Origin of the sequence: Acinetobacter sp. PK01 (assembly GCF_022819285.1) — a bacterium.
Taxonomy (GTDB): Bacteria; Pseudomonadota; Gammaproteobacteria; order Pseudomonadales; family Moraxellaceae; genus Acinetobacter; species Acinetobacter tandoii.
In genome coordinates this window covers 1,812,423-1,829,882 of record NZ_CP094643.1, presented here as the reverse complement: position 1 = coordinate 1,829,882, position 17,460 = coordinate 1,812,423, and the positions used below count along the sequence as shown (strand labels likewise).

Below are 17,460 nucleotides of genomic sequence, written 5' to 3'. Positions count from 1 at the left end.
ATTTTCGTTTTAAATTGATGGGGAGGATTAGCTAGACTTTATTCCTCCATTTTTCATAAAACAGAAAAACGTTAAACATATTTATTTTCTGAATTTTATACATAAAAGCTACATCTGAAATATTTTCGAATTAAACAGAATAGAATCCTTGAAACTTAGTCGAGTCTGATGTTTATTTTATAGGATAAGATTAATGTAATTAAGAATGATTATTTTTATTAGGTGCTGGATGGTATTTTCTAGTATTTGATTTTTTAAATATTTTAAAAAATTAATTTAAATTTAAGGTCACTTTTGTAAGGTATTAATATCGATTTATATTTTTGAATTTTGGGGTTGTTATGAAAAATAAATATCCTTTTCCAATAATGATTATGCATTGGCTTACACTTTGCCTTGTGGTGTTGGCGTATCTCACAGGTGGAGACCCAACCGTACATCTAAAAAGTGGAGAACTCCATGTTTTCGCTGGGGTATCCGTATTTTTGCTATTTTTTATCAGAATTATAATGATTTTTACTTATAGAAAAGATATTCCGCTGAACAAGCCGATGAATAAATATCAACGAACTTTATTTTTGATGGTGAAATACACGCTTTATTCATTGTTGTTTTTAATTCCTGTACTGGGCTGGGTTACTTTATCAGGTTTAACAGAGAGTTATCAGTTTTTTGGAATGAGTTTACCTCTCATAAGTAATTCATGGGATGTTGAAAAAATTGGAGAAATCCATGAATTTCTAGGTAATTCTTTCATGGTGCTGATAGGCTTTCATGCATTGGCTGCATTAATTCATCATTATGTATTTAAAGATAACGTTTTGAAAAGTATGCTTTATTTTAAAAAGTGAACCAAGAGCTTGAAAGATTATGATTGAATCAAATATTGATCTTGAGTTAAGGGCGAAAGCTGCTTCAAAGTCAACATGGATAAGTGTTGCTGTGAATATTTTCTTATCGATTGGGCAGATCTGGATTGGTCTGTTTTCTAAATCACAAGGTTTAGTTGCAGATGGTATTCATACTTTAAGTGATTTAGTCGCGGACTTTATTGTATTAGTGGCCAATCGTCATAGTCAAAAAGCACCAGATGACGTTCATCCTTATGGTTATCTTCGTTTTGAAAATGCAGCATCTTTTATACTAGGTTTAATTTTACTGTCCGTTGGGGTCGGAATGCTATGGACGGCAACCCATAAAATTCTTCATCCTGAGCAAATTCCCCAAGTTCATAGCATAGCGCTTTGGGTAGCAATAACCGCATTGATCTGTAAGGAACTCTTGTTCCGCTATATGCTCGCTATTGCCAAAAAAGTAAAATCGAGTTTATTGATTGCGAATGCTTGGCACGCACGTTCAGATGCAGCATCTTCTTTTGTTGTGGCATTAGGGATTATAGGGAATCTTGCTGGATACCCGATTCTTGATCCAATCGCGGCGTTAATTGTCGGTTTGATGATTGCTAAAATGGGTTTCGACTTTAGCTGGAGTGGCTTACATGATTTGATGGACAAGTCGGCAAATGAAGATGAGATTGCTGCTATTAAAGAAACCTTATTGAATAAAGAGGGTATATTGGGCTTGCATCAACTCAGAACCCGTAAAATGGGTGATATGATTATTGTGGATGTTCATTTAGAAGTCCGTGGCGAGCAAAGTGTAAGAGAAGGACATAAAATAGCAGTAGATGCCAGAAATGAAGTCCTCAAAAACCATAATGTGATTGATGTGGTTACTCACATTGACCCGATATAATTTGAAAGTAGAAAGAAATAGGCATCAAGAATAAATAAGATTCAAGATGCCTGAATTTAAAAAGATTTATTGAAAAGGTCTAATAAGTTCATTTGTTTCAATTAAGCCTCGAATTTATATTATTTAACTCATATTAAAATCAAATTCTTTTGTAGTACCTCAATACTTCAATTACATGGTGATCACGAAAAGTTTAAGCTCAATTGGGATACTTTTCAGCGCAACTTTCTTTCTTTTTTTAATATCCGTACACGGCCTTTTATAGCATTAGATATATGTCTTAAGAGCATCATTTTCATAGATAATAATAATGTGATTATCAATATGTTATTTAAAATTTTCATAGTTTTATGTGGTATTACAGCCTGTGCTTATGCCATAGTATATTGTATGAATTAGAATAAATTTTAGCCTTTAAATTACATGGCTCGATTTGTTAAAACTCTTCGCAAAAGCGTAGCGGACATTGATAACAAAGCCCTGAAACTAGAGTTGATTAGATCAAATATTTTTACAGAGAAGCTGTACTCACAATGATAAAGAAGTTATTGGTCTAGCCTAGAGTTTAGACAAGTTAAACTGAGTTTTCAGCGACTAGACATAAGGACAAAAATAATGAAGTCGAGTCAGGATGTCCTCATCAAGTGTTCTGGTGTGACGAAAGAATATGGTGTCGGTGAAGCGAAAGTGACCGCCTTACGAGGTGTCAATCTTGATGTCTACCGAGGGGAGTTACTTATTCTGGCTGGTCCTTCAGGCTGTGGAAAAACAACCCTAATTTCAATTATCGGGGGGATTTTGAAACGTGATGCAGGCACATGCACCATACTTGGCAAAGACTTGGAAAACATGACTACAGCCGAGCGAGCGCATTTTCGTGGAACTTCTATTGGTTTTGTGTTCCAGACTTTTAACTTGCTTCCTTCATTGACTGCCGCTGAAAACGTTGCCGTACCTTTATTAATCAGTGGCGAAGAGCGCAAGTTTGCGCTTCAACGTGCTCGAGTCATTCTGGATCAGGTTGGACTTTCGGGACGTGAAGATGCACTTCCAAGCCAGCTCAGTGGTGGGCAACAGCAGCGTGTAGCAATTGCGCGTGCACTTGTGCATGAACCTAAAATCATTATTTGTGACGAACCAACGAGTAGTTTGGATCATGCCACGGGACATGCCATGATGGAGATCTTGCGGAATGTAGCACAAGCTCCAGATCGCGCACTAGTAGTGGTAACACATGACACCCGTATTTATGAGTTTGCTGATCGTATCGCGCATATGGATGATGGGAAGATTGCCGATATAAGCAATCAAATCGAGGAGGCAAAGTACAATGATGCGTAAATATTTGCTCCCAATACTCGCACTGATCGGTCTATTGCTTGCTGTCACGATGGTACTGATTGGCAATAGGCAATCACCTCCATCCCAACCCGTAGTTCAGTCACCCAAATCACCTTTTCCGAGCTATGTGGCTGGAGCAGGTATTATCGAGGCAAGTACAGGAAATATCGTTGTCGGCACGCCTGTGTCTGGTGTTGTGGTCGAACTGTATGTGCACGAAGGCAGCGAGGTGGGGGTTGGCGATAAGTTATTTAAGATTGATGATCGTGAACTTCAAGCCCAACTTCTACCTGCAATGGCGAAAATCAAAGAAATTGCAGCGCGTTTGGCACAAGCCAAGAGCCAATTTGAACTTGCGAACAGCTTATCGGATAAACGTGCGATTAGCGTCGAGGAACTCAACAATCGGCGCTTTGCAGTCCAGCTTGCTGAAGCTGAGCTGGCATCAGCTCAAGCGCAGGTTAAGCAAATTCAGATGGATATTGAGCGCTATACTGTACGTGCTTTAATCCATGGACGAGTATTACAAAACAAGATTCGTATCGGCGCATTCGTGCAAGGTGGTGTGCCTAGTGACTCTTCGATGTTGATTGGTAATGATGATCGGCTATTCGTACGTGCTGACATTGATGAGAATGATGCATGGCGAATCCAGCCAGAGGCACATGCTGTGGCATTTGTGCGGGGTAATCCAAATTTACACACCACACTGAAATTTGAACGGGTGGATCCGTATGTGCTGCCTAAAACCTCACTGACGGGCGATAGCACCGAGCGGGTCGATACCCGTGCCTTGCAGGTCATTTATAGTTTTGATCACACCACCTTGCCAATTTATGTTGGGCAACAAGTTGATGTATTCATTGAGACCACAGTAGACAAATCTTCAAAGAGTAAGCCTTCGCAATCCACAGCAACACTGTCTTCCGCGAAGATTTTGTAATGATCCAGTCCGTCTGCATGCATTAAAAAGGAGTACCAAAATGTTACGTATAGCCTTAAAAATGCTGCTGGGTGACCGCGCTAAATATGTGGGTTTAATCTTTGGTATTACCTTTACATCGTTCTTGGTGACTTTTGCAGCATCCTACTTTGCTGGAATTATGACGCGAGGTTACGCACCTATTTCCGAGAATGGTACTGTAGATGTATGGGTGATGGATCCTGCGGTAACTTCAGTTGAGCAAACCACCAATATGTCCTTGCAAGCATTGGCAAGAGTTCGCAGTGTAGCAGGGGTGCAGTCAGCAGTCCCCCTCATGTTTGCCACAGCAGATGTCCGTTTTCCAGATGGGCGTTATCAGCCCTTTCAGGTGATTGGTGTTGATGATGCAACATTGCTCGGCATGCCGACTATCCAAAATAAGGTAATGCCTAGCTTATTGAGAGTTCCTGATGCAGTGGTGATTGATGCAGGAGGAACCAATGGTAAGTTGGAAACCACATTGCAAATTTCGGAGCAATTGCCACAAGGTAAAATAGATTTTGATGCGCTAACCCGTGAACTGACCACAGGTGATGAATTACTTCTGAATGATCATAGCTTGCGAATTCTCGGTCAATCGCAAGGACTTCCTAGATTTCCACCACGTCCGTTGCTATATACGACTTTTTCGAACGCGACTCGAATTTTGCCACCAGAACGCCGTCAGCTCACATTCGTGCTGGTCAACGCTGCACCAAAGGTAGCGCCTGAAGACTTAGCAGCGCGCATCGAGTCAGCCACAGGTTTACGTGCACGGACATCTGCACAGTTTAAATCGGATACTGTGCATTGGTTTCTGCTGAACTCTGAAGATGTAGGAGACATTGGGGCAATGCTAACCTTGGCAATCTCTGTCGGCTTTGGTGTAACAGGCGTTATGCTTTACATGTTTACGAATGAGAACCTGCGTAATTATGCTGTGCTTAGCGCGATGGGGGCCACCCCCAGACTTCTTTTGACCATGGTATTTGTTCAGGCAGGTTTGTGTGGGCTTCTAGGAACGGGTCTCGGGCTTGGGCTTTGTGCCATGATTGGGCAGTTGGCAATTATGGCTGGATATCCATTTCGGATGATGTGGTTTACCCCTGTGTTAGGAGCGGTGACTGTTGTACTGGTCTGCTTGGTTGCTGCTGCATTGAGCGTACGCCCTGTATTGAAGATGGAGCCAAGCCAAGTATTTTCGGGGCGTTGAAAGGGACGAACTTATGGTGAGAAAGATATAGAAATGAGTATGGGCTACTGCAGGCTAAGTTTCTAAGAGTGAATGCTAAGAAAACCTGCAGCAATATGATCGATGAATATAGAGCGTTGAGCATTAGCATTTTGAATAATTCAAACTATTTATTGTCAATGCTTTATGCTTGAATTACGGCTTTCTTTTTTTGTGGATGATAGCGGAAGCTGGCTCCTCTATGATTTTCAGGCAACAATGCTCCTTGTCCAAATAGTTTTTCACGTAAAGTTCCAGTGGCATATTCAGTCTGGTAAACACCTCGACGTTGAAGCTCTGGAACCACAAATTCAACAACATCTTCAAATGTTTTATGCGCCAAGATATAGGCAAGATTAAAACCATCAACACCCGTATCTTCTACCCACTCTTGTAGACGGTCTGCAATGGTTGTTGGTGAGCCGACGAGTACGGGTCCATTACCACCGACACTGATAAATTTAGCAATTTCTTCAATTGTCCAAATACGATCAGGATCAGCTTTTACATAGGAGTCCAGCATAGATTGAATAGCATTGGTCTGAATGTATTCAACCTGATCAGCAGCATTAAATTGTGAGAAGTCGACCCCAGACCAGCCAGAAGCTAAGGTTAATCCACCATGATAACTTCCATATTGTTGATATTCCTTAAATTTAGCTTGAGCTTTTGCATCTGTTTCATCTACAACAATAGACAGCATGGTGTAAATTAAAATTGAAGAAGGATCTTTGCCATTTTCTGCAAGTTTAGCGCGGATGCCTTGAACAAGTTTTTTTACTGCTGCTTTGGTTGGTGCAGAAATAAAAACACATTCTGCATTTTGGCAGGCAAAAGTTTGTCCACGGTGTGATGCACCAGCTTGATAAAGAACTGGAGTACGCTGCGGAGAGGGCTCACAAATATGAATACCTGGAACGGTAAAATATTCACCTTCATGATGAATCGGATGCACTTTTTTAGGGTCAGCAAAAATCCCTTTTTCTTTGTCACGAAGCACAGCGTCTTGCTCCCAAGACCCTTCCCAAAGTTTATACAGAACTTCAAGGTATTCATCGGCAATGTCATAACGATTATCATGGCTGACCTGATTTTTTAAACCTAAGTTTTTAGAACCACTTTCTAAATATGAGGTCACAATATTCCAACCCGCACGACCTTTGGTCAGATGATCCAGCGTGCTCATACGGCGTGCAAATGGATAAGGATGTTCAAAGGAGATAGAGGTGGTCACACCAAAGCCCAAGTGTTTGGTGACAGCAGCCATCGCGGGAACAATTTGTAGCGGATCATTGACAGGAACTTGTACAGCACCACTCAGTGCATGTTCAGCGGATTGATGATAGACATCATAGATTCCCAATACGTCTGCCAGAAAAATGCCATCAAATTTCCCTCGTTCTAAAATTTGGGCTAAATCTGTCCAATACTCTAAGTCTTTATATTCTGTAGAGCGGTCTTGCGGATGACGCCATAAGCCAGGTGATTGGTGGGCGATACAATTCATTTCAAAAGCATTAAATCTAATTTTTTTGGTCATATTGGTTTAAGATTTTTAACGAAAATAATGAATAATCTTAATAAGAAAATATGAAAACTTTCATAATAAAAAAATCAATCTTTATCATAAATGATGTTTATGAATATGAGGGGTGTTTATTGAAGTTTTGGTGATAAAGGTAAAATAAATTAAAACTTGTAAATATATAAATTTGAATGTGAATAAAACCATGGATTATATTTTAAAAAATGATTTTATTTTCGGATTAAATTATAAATATAAGAAAAAAATAGTGCTAGCTTAGGTTTTATAACCATCTCACTGAGTTTTTATAATGACTTCAAAAATTGAAATAAAATTGGAAGACGCGCAAAACATTCCAAGGGATTTTTATCAACAAGCGAGTCTGGCTCATGTCATACGCTCAGATGAAGAAGCCATACAAGTTGCTAAAACGCTGGCAGTCGAATTTGCGAAAGAAGCCTCTCAACGTGACTATCAGCGACAATTGCCTTTGCGAGAGGTGCAACAATATTCAGCATCGGGTCTTTGGGGCATTACTATTCCTAAACAATTTGGCGGTGCGGGTGTCAGCTATAAAACGCTTGCAGAAGTGGTCAAAATTATTTCCAGTGCAGACTCATCTTTAGGGCAAATTGCACAAAACCATTGGGCGTTTTTAGAACATATTCGTTTGGATGCTTCATTGGAGCAGCAAGATTTTTTCTTTGCTCAAGTTTTGCAGGGAAAACGTTTTGGCAATGCATTTTCTGAAAAAGGTTCTAAAACTGTTGCAGACTTAACAACAAAAATTGAATTTAAAGATGGGCACGCTGTTATTAATGGCCAGAAATTTTTTGCCACAGGCGCATTACTCGCCCATTGGATACCTGTAGTGGCTGTAAGCGAAGAAGGGAAGCCCTTTGCTGCATTAGTGCCTCAACACACGCCAGGCTTGACGATTGTAAATGATTGGAGCGGATTTGGTCAGCGTACTACAGTCAGTGGTTCAGTACACTTAAACAATGTTCAAGTCGATTTAAAATACATTGTACCAATTCATCAAGCTTTTGAACGCCCAACCGCAGCAGGGGCAATTTCGCAATTTATTCAATCTGCTATTGATGCTGGCATCGCACGTGGTGCAATTGATGAAACGATTGCGTATGTCCGTGCTCATGCACGCCCGTGGATTGATTCGGGCTTAGAACAGGCATCTCAAGATCCGTACACCATTGCCAATATTGGTGAGTTAAAAATTAAACTGCGTGCAGCAGAAGCTGTTTTGGCTTTAGCGGGTGAAGCAATTGATCAGGCGTTGTTGAATCCAACAGAAGAAACTGTGTCTGAAGCAACTTTAATTACAGCAGAATCTAAAGTGCTGACCACAGAGATTGCCTTATTGGCAGCCAATAAACTATTTGAACTTTCGGGTACACGTTCAACACTATCGGAACTGAATTTAGACCGTCATTGGCGCAATGCGCGTACACATACTTTACATGACCCCGTCCGTTGGAAACTGAATATTGTTGGGAATTATTATTTAAATGATGTTCCTCCACCACGTCATGCATGGAGTTAATAGGAAAATATTATGACTATTCAAAATAATCAAAACTTGTCTTTAGGTGCTCATTACGAGCAAGTGGCTGGAAAATTCCGTGCTATTTTTCAGCGCATCGCAGAAGGTGCACTAGAGCGTGAAAAAAACCGAATATTGCCTTATGAACCGATCCAATGGTTAAAGCAGGCGGGTTTTGGCGCGGTACGTGTTCCTGTCGCTTTTGGTGGAGATGGCGTGTCGCAAAGACAGTTATTCCAACTCTTAATTGAGCTGGCAAAAGCGGATTCTAATGTGGTTCAGGCATTGCGTGGACATTTTGCTTTTGTGGAAGATCGTTTAAATGCCCATAAGACAGAGCCACAAACCTTATGGTTTGAGCGCTTTGTAAAAGGTGACCTTGTAGGAAATGCATGGACGGAAATAGGCAACGTAGAAATAGGTGATGTCGCCACGCGTGTGACAGAGTCACAAAGTGGAAATCTCGTCGTGAATGGCCAGAAATATTATTCGACAGGGACTATTTTCGCAGATTGGATTGATTTATTTGCCTTTGATGAAACGACAAATCAGCACGTTATTGCTGCTGTTTCAACACAGGTAGAAGGTATTCATATTGTTGATGATTGGGATGGTTTTGGCCAAAAAACCACGGGCAGTGGAACATTAAAAATTGATAATGTACAAATTGCTCGTGACCATATCTTGCCATTTCAAGAGAGATTTAAATATCAAACTGCATTTTATCAAGTCGTGCATTTAGCGACTTTGGCTGGTATTGCACAAAATGCGGTAGAAGTTTTTACGCATGAAGTGCGTAAGCGTACCCGCATCTTCAGTCATGGCAATGCAGAGTTGGTTCGTAATGATGCACAAATTTTACAAGTGATTGGCAAAGCCTCTGCACAGGCATATGCGGCTGAAGCAATTGCTTTAAGCACTGCTGATGCATTAGACCAAGCGTATTTGAGTCATTTCCAAAATGATGAAAATACGGAATTACAAGCGAATGACTCTGCTGAACTCGCATCGTCACAAGGACAGGTAGTCATTTCGGAATTGGTGCTAAATTTAACGACAGAACTGTTTAATGCATTAGGTGCATCTGCTAGTACAACAGAAAAGCAACTAGACCGATTCTGGCGCAATGCACGTGTGGTTTCTTCCCATAATCCACTTATTTACAAACAGAAAGTGATAGGAGATTGGGTGGTAAATCAGGCACCTTTACCTTATGTTTGGCAAATTGGAAACAGTCCAGTGCTTAATCAAAAAGAAATTGCCGCTTAAAATATACGGATAAAGAAACCGTATAAACATACGGTTTCTTTATGAGAGTCTTAAGTCATGATAATAGGTGAGTCATTTTAAAATGATATTTTTGATGAACTTGGTTGCACAAACTTGTTGATCATCATTTATAAAATATTCTTTACAATATTAAAAATGAGATAAATTTAAAGCAGCAATTGTTAAACATGGACAAACTCTATGGTGTGGCTCTTTGCCTGTCAGCTACGGTTAATAATGAATGCGTCGGGAATTAATGAGTAGATTAAACGTACAAGGCTCTGATTTAATAACTTAGTAGCGAAAGAACACGCAATCTATACAGTGATCAAAAGCAGATAAACACCTTGTGAAACAACGTCATAAAATTCTGGACGCTATCAGACTAACAATAGTTGTCCTGACATAAAACATTAGTTTTCTTTTTCAACTTAAAGATATACCTACTGCATACAGCCCACCTAAGAGTAAACAAAAAGCTGAGCTGATATACCAAAATAAATCACTATTACCAACGAATTTTGATTTCAAAATTGGAAAAGCAAAACCACGTATAAGAAGTATAGCTGCAAAAATTGAGAGTATGGGTTTACTAAATGGTAATAGGGTTATTCCTCTTGAAGCAAAATATGCATACGTTGAGCATAGCAAGAGCATTAAACCTACAGCGATAGTGATTAAATGTGGATATAATTTTCCTCTTTCAACCATATCGACCATGCTTTTACCTGCCCCTAAAAAACGATAACCATTTGCCCCCCAAAGAATACAAATGAAGTGGAGTAGGGCAGCACATAACGTCAATATTGCTGCAAGATATAATGCGATTATTGATAATGATTGCATCAGTATTTATGACTTAAATAATATTTATAGAATTCATTATACATAATAAAATTAAATTCAATAGTTAGACTTAGTGTTCTAAGAATCATGTTGATTTAAATAGAACTGTCCAGATCGGATGTTTAGAAATAGGTTAGATACACATTAATCAATGGCGTTCATTTAGACCGATTCAGGTTCAAGATATGTGTAGTTTTTTACATAATCCACGTATTTACAAAAAAAGATAATAGAGGATTAAGCGGGTAATCAGGCACCATTACCTTATGTTTTGCAAATTGGAAAAGTTCCGTGGGGTGGTTCTTTTATCAACTAAATAAATCATCATTTACACTAGAAAAATCAAGATCACCCGACTTTAATATATCTTTAATTATCTCAATTACTTTTCTGCAAGGAGGGGTTAAGTAAGTATGTGGAGACATGGATAATGATAAATAGCGCTTAATATTGGGTTGAGTAATTTTAACCGCCGTCAGCTTTTTACCTTGAGCATGATTTTTTATCGCTTGAGGTCCCAAAATTCCATAATAATGTCCACTTTCTATTAAGTGCATTTGCATACTGATTGAATCTGCTTCAAACGCAATGTTGAGGGTCGTTTGTTTTTGGCGTGCAATATTTTCTAAATGAGTGACCCAACTACTTGGGCGGCAAAAAGTCACTAAAGGTAAGCCATCCAACTGGGTGAAATCGATACTTGGGTCTTTTAATAAAGGGTCTTCTTTTTTACCGACTAAATAAGTTTCTACTTCAGCCAAATATAAATCACCATTCTGAGAGGATGAATGAAAACGATAGTGTAAAGATAAATCTACCGATCCTTCTTCAAGCCATTTTTCTAATTGCACGCCTTGTCCTTCACGTACAGAAAGCTCGATTTGAGGATATTCCTTTTTAAGACGATGGCTCACCGTTGTGAGTAATGGATGTGCTGTAGAGGGGATACTGCCAATTCTTACTTTACCGATTAAGTTTTTACTGGAATGGTGAATATCATTTTGCAATTGTTCCGTCAGTTTGACCCAATGACGAATTTTGGGAAGTAAGAATGCGCCTAAATCGGTAAGGGTGACTCCACGACCTGTACGATGAAATAACCGACCACCACAGAAATCTTCTAACTCTTGTAATTGACGACTAATGTGCGGTTGGCTGGTGTTATAAAACTGAGCCACTTTACTTAAACTGCCTAAGTCATTTGCATCTAAAAATAATTTCCATTGCATGTAATTCATTTAATCACTCCTGTGAGATATACAAATTCAGTATAGCTGAAATAAGGAAATTACGGATTCTCGAAGAATTTTATACAGCCTATACTTTAATCATAAAGTTTAAATATTCAATTAAATTATTGAATTATATTAATTTTATAACTTTAATTTGATGATATACAAGGATGCAAAAGATGAGCATTGATTTACGTGGTTTAACACCAGCCCCTGTGACTCCATTTACTCGTGAAGTGCAGTTGACCATGCAGCAATCCAACGACTAGGTTCTTGGCTTGGCAGTATTGATGGCGTGAAAGGTTTAGTTGTTTTAGGGCATGCAGGGGAAGGTACATTCCTCTCTCAAAAAGAACAGCAACAAGTTATCGAAAGTTTTGTGAAGTCTGTAGACAACAAAATTCCAGTAATTGCAGGTATTACCCTAGAAGGAACTGAAGTTGCTGCGCAAGAAGCTAAGCGTGCAGTTGCAGCAGGCGCTGCTGCTGGTCTCATTTATCCGTCACATGGTTGGTTGCGTTTTGGTTATCAAAAGGGTGCACCGCAAGACCGTTATAAGGCAATTTATGAGCAAAGTGGTTTACCTTCTATTTTGTTCCAATACCCAGATGCAACAAAAGCAACGTATGACTTAGATACTTTATTAGATATCTCGGCTCAACCCGGCGTTTTTGCAATGAAAAATGGTGTGCGTAATATGCGTCGTTGGGATGTAGAAATCCCAATCATTCGTCGTGAACGCCCTGATCTACAAATCCTAACCTGCCATGATGAATACTTATTACACACGATGTTTGATGTAGATGGTGCGTTAGTGGGTTATGGCAATATTGCACCTGAGCTTTTAATCGAAATGATTAAAGCAGGTAAGGCAAAAGACTATGCAAAAGCTCGTGCGCTACATGATCAACTTCTACCAGTAACACGTAATGTGTACCATCGTGGTTCACATATGGAAGGTACAGTTGCACTTAAACATGCCTTGGTTGCACGTGGTATTTTAGACCATGCAACTGTACGCTCACCATTGTTACCGCTAGCAGAAGGGGCAGAGCAAGAAATTCATGAAGCGATACGTTTAGCGGGTATTGGTAAGGTGGATGAAAAACAGGCGGTTGCCTAACACCATTAGGGCTAACGTTTTACGTTAGCCCTTTTATCATGTACGCTGCCTGAGGCAAAGTTCGCACATGAATTAAAAATAATAATTAAAAAGTACGACATTGCTGGCGACAGGCAGTTGCAGCGAATAACAAAGAAACTACGAGGAACGTAGTTGATAAGGAGATTGAGGATGACAAATCTAGCGGATATGGAGTTAATTCATCATCATCAACAAAAAAATGCTGAAATTATTGCAAGACTAGAACGAATTCCTGTGACACGACGATTGCAGTTCATGCGGGTCACTATTGGTATAGCGACATTTTTTGATGCCTATACTGTTCTCGCGATTGCCTTCGCTTTACCTCAACTGATTAGTGAATGGCATTTAACCCCTGCATATGTAGGTGCAATTATTGCTGCTGGATATGTGGGACAATTATTTGGTGCTGTTTTCTTTGGATCATTGGCTGAAAAAGTTGGTCGATTAAAAGTTCTCTCATTTACTATTCTACTTTTTGTTGCGATGGACATCGCCTGCTTGTTTGCTTGGAGTGGTTTATCTTTATTAGTTTTTCGATTTTTTCAGGGTGTAGGAACAGGTGGTGAGGTACCTGTTGCAAGTGCCTATATTAATGAATTTATTGGGGCTGAGAAACGAGGGAAATTTTTCTTATTGTACGAAGTTTTATTTCCTTTAGGATTAATGTTTGCGGGAATGGCAGCTTATTTCTTAATGCCTATTTATGGCTGGAAAGTGATGTTTATTGTCGGACTTATTCCTTCGTTATTGGTCATTCCTTTGCGATTTTTCTTAAAAGAATCACCACGCTGGTTAGCATCGAAAGGACGTTTTGAAGAAGCCGACCAAGTTGTTACGCTCTTTGAACAAGGTGCAATAAAAAGTGGAAAAGCTTTACCTGAGCCTATAGTGAAGGAAATTAATCCACAATCTATGGCAAAAACAGACTGGCGTGAACTCTTTAGAGGGATTTACCGGAAACGCACATTCACACTTTGGGGCATGTGGTTCTGTGTCTATATGGTGAACAATGCAATGGTGACATGGCTCCCTTCGCTATATAAACAGCATTTCGGTTTGTCATTACAAACCAGTTTGGGTTACGGTTGGATTACTTCAGGTGTTGGCGTTATTGCTTCGATTATTTGTGCATTAATGATTGATAAAGTGGGACGTCGCCCTTGGTACACTGTGGCATTCTTTCTGGCGATTATTCCATTAATGTGTCTGTCTATATTGGGGGCTAAAACCGCTACAGAAGTTGTTGTTCTGGCGACATTAAGCTACGCAATTTTACAGACAATTTCTTTCTCCTTGTACTTATATGCCGCCGAATTATATCCGACAAGATTAAGAGCTATGGGTATAGGGTTTAGTACCGCTTGGTTACGTGCAGGCTCTGCTATTGGACCACTTATGGTTGGGCTTGTGGTGTCGGGTTATGGCATCCAGTATGTTTTTAGTGTTTTGGCCGTGGTTGCTTTAGTTGGTGGTCTTGTAACGTTCTGGTTTGCAATTGAAACCAAAGGGCAAATGCTCGAAAAACTCTCTCCTTAAATCACTTTTATATTCTCTACAGTGAATTTTGCCTAACTCTAGAAGTTAGGCAAAAGGTCATTCATGTCTAAAAAAAGGAACTTTAAATGAATCCATATATTTTATGTGGGGTGGTCGGCTGTTTTTTCTGTACATGGAGTTATGCCGCACAGCCATCCGACTTAGGCACATTGCAACTAAAACTGAATACTCGTTATTGGAATGATGAAGGGATCGCTCATCCAAATGCAACGAACATCAATCCTTCGCAAGTCAGTTATGAACAAAGTGCTTTAGGGCTTGAATTGAATTATCGCTCTAAATATTGGGAAAACTGGTTAGGCATAGATGGGTCGTTGTATGCTGTAACGAAAATATTTGACTCTGGTAAACCCACAACCCAATTGTTAGAAGTCCAATCAAATGGAAAATTAGATCAAAATTTTGCCATGCTGGGACAACTGTATCTAAAAGCCAAAATCTTAGATATGGGGGAGATTAAAGTCGGGCGTCAAATGCACGATTCTTTGCTACTTAAAAGTACAACCAACCGAGCAGTTCCTGACACATTCTCTGGGGCAAGTGCCAAGTTTAAACTCAATGATCAAGTGAAAACGTACATTTCTTATTATGACGAATGGAAGCCACGTAGTATGGATTCTTTTGAAAAATTAGTCACAGACAGTAATGAACGAATTTCTTATGTGGGTCTGATTGGTGGTTCGTATCAGATTCAAAATTTAAATATCTCAGCGGAATATTTAAAGAGCAAAAATTATTTAGAAAAATATGGTGCCATTCTTCAATATAAATTACCAGTTGCAGACCATATATGGCGCTGGAGTGGAGGCGCCTTTTTTTCTCGTGATGGTGGTGACTTGTTTAAGTGTGGTGCTGAATTTGATTTAGATTGTGTGAAAGGGCAAGACATTGATAACCGAGGCAGAGGATATTTTTTAGAGTTGAACTGGTTAAGGCATAACATAGAGGCAGGATTTGCAGTTTCCAAATTTGATGGATTTTGGATAGAAGACAATTTCTCTACATATTCAGATCGGATTAATGTGTTAACGCAGGACCATGGCACCAATCCGTTTCCTACAGCTTCTGCAATAGGCCCTGATTTTAGCAATAATGATGAAACAGCGATTGCACTACGGCTGAAATACGATTGGAAAGATAAGATTAAAGGTTTAAAAACTGAAGCTAAATATATATATGGTTTTGGGGCTCATCAAAGCAATATAAGTAGTGATCTTGAAGGAAAAGAACAGTTCTTAGATTTAACATTGAGTTATGCAATTCCTTGGATGCAGAATGTAGATGTTCGATATTCTTATTTGAATTACGACTCAAGATTTAAAAATGGCGAGCTGGGAGAAAAAATTAACGGTATGACGCGCAAAGATTGGGCGCAGCATCGTGTGTTAATCAATTATTCATATCAATTTTAGGAGATTTGAGCGAGTCACGGTTAATGAAGTGAAAATGTAATGAATGGCTTTGGATTTAATTGACGGGTGTATGTGAATTAGTAAAGGTCATATATTAGACCACTTGATTAATAGTTATTCAATGTATTTTTGATATGTTCCTTGTGGCTTAATGTCACAGTGACTTGCCAAAGAAATTGCATCGTCTTATATTAAAACTACAGTAGCTAGCAACACTAAGAGCTACGAAGTAGTTGGACGGATCATTGACAGCTAATTGAATTTGCAACGTAAAGTTCAAATAAAAAATCAGCACTAGCCATCCAACATAAAAGAACTCGCAGAAATGCGAGTTCTTGCTGTGTATAGTATTCAATTTTAAACCACAATTTCTTTGCTGGCTTATCTATAACCATCTTTTTTCAGTTTATTTCAACTGTAGTTCTACATCATATTTTCCAAACTCTTGAATCAGCTCTTTCAGCATCTTTATAGCAATCAAGTTCTCTGTATCTGGATGTAACTCTATGGCTTGTTCACCATCAAAATAGCTCATTGTTAGGATTTCCCAGTGATGATCAAGCGTACTTTGGTGGATTTCTAAATTCAGTAATTGCATGTTCTGGTTCATCTGCTGTGGAATCACACTACGAATAATCAGTTGCAGTGTTTCACTGTTTTCTCTGCGTGTAGGAAAAGTAATCACCCAATTACCAACTTTTTTAAGATGAGCAGGGTGATCCTCTGGGTGAAAAATAAGATGGAGTGGCATCATAGATTGCTTCCAAATTGTTCTATTTCACAGATATTAAGTGCTGAAGCTATAACGCTTAAGTAGAAGGATTGGCACACTAAACGTTGAGAGAGACATCTAAAATGGAAAAAGTGCGCCAATATTTTAATAAATATAATCTTTTAAAATAAAAAAATATGATGTTAAGTGTTCATTCCACTGAGCTTAAACAAAATTCCTCTTAAAATTTATGCAGGATTGAGTCGTTGCAGTGAAAAATTAATCTGATGCAGAATTCGATTTAGCTCTTTAGGCGGAATACGCGATTCTTGTAATTGGGTAATCCACTGCATTTGGCAGAGTTTTAGAGAACGAATATCTTCTGAGCTTTGAATGCGCAACACCAGTTGCTTCGCCATGAGTCCGCAATATTTTTGTAGAAGCTGAGCCATTAAAAACTTAACATCGTCAAAATCCAACGCGACTAAATCTTCAAATTCAGGTTCAGCGGGTTCTAGTGCAGCAGATTGAACAATTTGGTCGTGAGAGAACAATGCCGCCTGAGGCTGTGGTTCAGATATTTCTGCTTGAGGACGTTGCTGTGCTGTTGGCATTAAAATTGAATTTGATGACGGCTGCGTTACTGAACTTTGTGATTGAGCCGTTGGTCGTAAAGATTGAACTTCAGGCTCTGCCAAAACTTGAGCACTCGATGCCATAATGAGCCCCATCTCGCTCAGTTGTTCAATTAGTTCAGGTGGGGCAAGACGCTGTTTGAAGATTTCGTTCATGGAGTCAAAATCTTCAGTTCCGATCAGAACCAGTAAGCGGCGTTGACGTGCATTTAATGGCAAGCTACGTTGTTTTAGTGCGTCATGTCCTAGTTGTGTTTTAGAATAGTGAATCAT

General features: G+C 39.3%; 14 protein-coding genes and 1 pseudogene. 10 read left to right on the top strand and 5 right to left on the bottom strand.

The genetic code is table 11. From position 1 onward, the window contains the following. The first annotated feature begins 341 nt into the window (after nt 1–341). The 5 genes from MP622_RS08690 (at nt 342) to MP622_RS08670 (ending at nt 5,273) form a co-directional block, all read left to right on the top strand. Nucleotides 342–851 (top strand): cytochrome b/b6 domain-containing protein, encoded by a 510-nt coding sequence (locus MP622_RS08690; RefSeq protein WP_151504138.1) that lies wholly within the window; start codon nt 342–344, stop codon nt 849–851. Between the two features lie 19 nt (nt 852–870). After that, entirely contained in the window at nt 871–1,755 is an 885-nt protein-coding gene (locus MP622_RS08685) for a cation diffusion facilitator family transporter (RefSeq protein WP_243790524.1), read from the top strand. Between the two features lie 615 nt (nt 1,756–2,370). Then, nucleotides 2,371–3,096: an ABC transporter ATP-binding protein gene (locus MP622_RS08680; RefSeq protein WP_243790522.1), complete on the top strand. Its 726-nt coding sequence runs from the start codon at nt 2,371–2,373 to the stop codon at nt 3,094–3,096. Further along, nucleotides 3,086–4,039, top strand: coding sequence for an efflux RND transporter periplasmic adaptor subunit (locus MP622_RS08675; protein ID WP_243790520.1), 954 nt, complete (start codon nt 3,086–3,088; stop codon nt 4,037–4,039). The genes MP622_RS08680 and MP622_RS08675 overlap by 11 nt, the downstream gene beginning before the upstream one ends. A gap of 40 nt (nt 4,040–4,079) precedes the next feature. Continuing rightward, nucleotides 4,080–5,273 (top strand): FtsX-like permease family protein, encoded by a 1,194-nt coding sequence (locus MP622_RS08670; RefSeq protein WP_243790518.1) that lies wholly within the window; start codon nt 4,080–4,082, stop codon nt 5,271–5,273. Between the two features lie 163 nt (nt 5,274–5,436). Here the strand turns inward: MP622_RS08670 and MP622_RS08665 are convergent, their stop codons facing one another. Further along, nucleotides 5,437–6,831: an LLM class flavin-dependent oxidoreductase gene (locus tag MP622_RS08665; protein WP_243790516.1), complete on the bottom strand. Its 1,395-nt coding sequence runs from the start codon at nt 6,829–6,831 to the stop codon at nt 5,437–5,439. Between the two features lie 295 nt (nt 6,832–7,126). Here MP622_RS08665 and MP622_RS08660 point away from each other — a divergent pair, with 295 nt between their 5' ends. Further along, nucleotides 7,127–8,377 carry an SfnB family sulfur acquisition oxidoreductase gene (locus MP622_RS08660; RefSeq protein WP_243790514.1) on the top strand — a complete coding sequence of 417 codons (1,251 nt, stop codon included), beginning with the start codon at nt 7,127–7,129 and terminating at the stop codon, nt 8,375–8,377. Nucleotides 8,378–8,389: 12 nt separating this feature from the next. Continuing rightward, nucleotides 8,390–9,646: an acyl-CoA dehydrogenase family protein gene (locus MP622_RS08655; protein WP_016167424.1), complete on the top strand. Its 1,257-nt coding sequence runs from the start codon at nt 8,390–8,392 to the stop codon at nt 9,644–9,646. A gap of 426 nt (nt 9,647–10,072) precedes the next feature. Here MP622_RS08655 and MP622_RS08650 read toward each other — a convergent pair whose 3' ends face one another. After that, a complete protein-coding gene (locus MP622_RS08650; RefSeq protein ID WP_243790512.1) occupies nt 10,073–10,492 on the bottom strand; it encodes a hypothetical protein in 420 nt (139 codons plus the stop codon). Nucleotides 10,493–10,800: 308 nt separating this feature from the next. Continuing rightward, nucleotides 10,801–11,730 carry a LysR family transcriptional regulator gene (locus MP622_RS08645; protein ID WP_243790510.1) on the bottom strand — a complete coding sequence of 310 codons (930 nt, stop codon included), beginning with the start codon at nt 11,728–11,730 and terminating at the stop codon, nt 10,801–10,803. A gap of 173 nt (nt 11,731–11,903) precedes the next feature. Between MP622_RS08645 and MP622_RS08640 the strand changes: the two are divergent. From MP622_RS08640 to MP622_RS08630, 3 genes and pseudogenes are all read left to right on the top strand, one after another. Further along, nucleotides 11,904–12,847 (top strand): annotated as a pseudogene (locus tag MP622_RS08640) (dihydrodipicolinate synthase family protein). 171 nt (nt 12,848–13,018) lie between these two features. Next, nucleotides 13,019–14,407, top strand: a complete 1,389-nt coding sequence (locus tag MP622_RS08635) for an MFS transporter (RefSeq protein WP_151504130.1) — start codon at nt 13,019–13,021, stop codon at nt 14,405–14,407. An 86-nt stretch (nt 14,408–14,493) separates the two neighbouring features. Continuing rightward, nucleotides 14,494–15,840: an OprD family outer membrane porin gene (locus MP622_RS08630; protein WP_243790508.1), complete on the top strand. Its 1,347-nt coding sequence runs from the start codon at nt 14,494–14,496 to the stop codon at nt 15,838–15,840. A gap of 406 nt (nt 15,841–16,246) precedes the next feature. Here the strand turns inward: MP622_RS08630 and MP622_RS08625 are convergent, their stop codons facing one another. Both MP622_RS08625 and MP622_RS08620 read right to left on the bottom strand, forming a co-directional pair. Next, nucleotides 16,247–16,594, bottom strand: coding sequence for a hypothetical protein (locus MP622_RS08625; protein ID WP_243790506.1), 348 nt, complete (start codon nt 16,592–16,594; stop codon nt 16,247–16,249). Between the two features lie 206 nt (nt 16,595–16,800). Further along, a complete protein-coding gene (locus MP622_RS08620) occupies nt 16,801–17,460 on the bottom strand; it encodes a hypothetical protein (protein ID WP_243790505.1) in 660 nt (219 codons plus the stop codon).

What these genes read in the sequence shown, in the direction of transcription:
- MP622_RS08670 (WP_243790518.1), top strand. Translation starts at nt 4,080, where the DNA reads ATGTTACGTATAGCCTTAAAAATGCTGCTGGGTGACCGCGCTAAATAT.
- MP622_RS08620 (WP_243790505.1), bottom strand. Translation starts at nt 17,460, where the DNA reads ATGATTCACTATTCTAAAACACAACTAGGACATGACGCACTAAAACAA.
- MP622_RS08665 (WP_243790516.1), bottom strand. Translation starts at nt 6,831, where the DNA reads ATGACCAAAAAAATTAGATTTAATGCTTTTGAAATGAATTGTATCGCC.
- MP622_RS08685 (WP_243790524.1), top strand. Translation starts at nt 871, where the DNA reads ATGATTGAATCAAATATTGATCTTGAGTTAAGGGCGAAAGCTGCTTCA.
- MP622_RS08690 (WP_151504138.1), top strand. Translation starts at nt 342, where the DNA reads ATGAAAAATAAATATCCTTTTCCAATAATGATTATGCATTGGCTTACA.
- MP622_RS08675 (WP_243790520.1), top strand. Translation starts at nt 3,086, where the DNA reads ATGATGCGTAAATATTTGCTCCCAATACTCGCACTGATCGGTCTATTG.
- MP622_RS08660 (WP_243790514.1), top strand. Translation starts at nt 7,127, where the DNA reads ATGACTTCAAAAATTGAAATAAAATTGGAAGACGCGCAAAACATTCCA.
- MP622_RS08645 (WP_243790510.1), bottom strand. Translation starts at nt 11,730, where the DNA reads ATGAATTACATGCAATGGAAATTATTTTTAGATGCAAATGACTTAGGC.
- MP622_RS08680 (WP_243790522.1), top strand. Translation starts at nt 2,371, where the DNA reads ATGAAGTCGAGTCAGGATGTCCTCATCAAGTGTTCTGGTGTGACGAAA.
- MP622_RS08655 (WP_016167424.1), top strand. Translation starts at nt 8,390, where the DNA reads ATGACTATTCAAAATAATCAAAACTTGTCTTTAGGTGCTCATTACGAG.
- MP622_RS08630 (WP_243790508.1), top strand. Translation starts at nt 14,494, where the DNA reads ATGAATCCATATATTTTATGTGGGGTGGTCGGCTGTTTTTTCTGTACA.
- MP622_RS08650 (WP_243790512.1), bottom strand. Translation starts at nt 10,492, where the DNA reads ATGCAATCATTATCAATAATCGCATTATATCTTGCAGCAATATTGACG.
- MP622_RS08635 (WP_151504130.1), top strand. Translation starts at nt 13,019, where the DNA reads ATGACAAATCTAGCGGATATGGAGTTAATTCATCATCATCAACAAAAA.
- MP622_RS08625 (WP_243790506.1), bottom strand. Translation starts at nt 16,594, where the DNA reads ATGATGCCACTCCATCTTATTTTTCACCCAGAGGATCACCCTGCTCAT.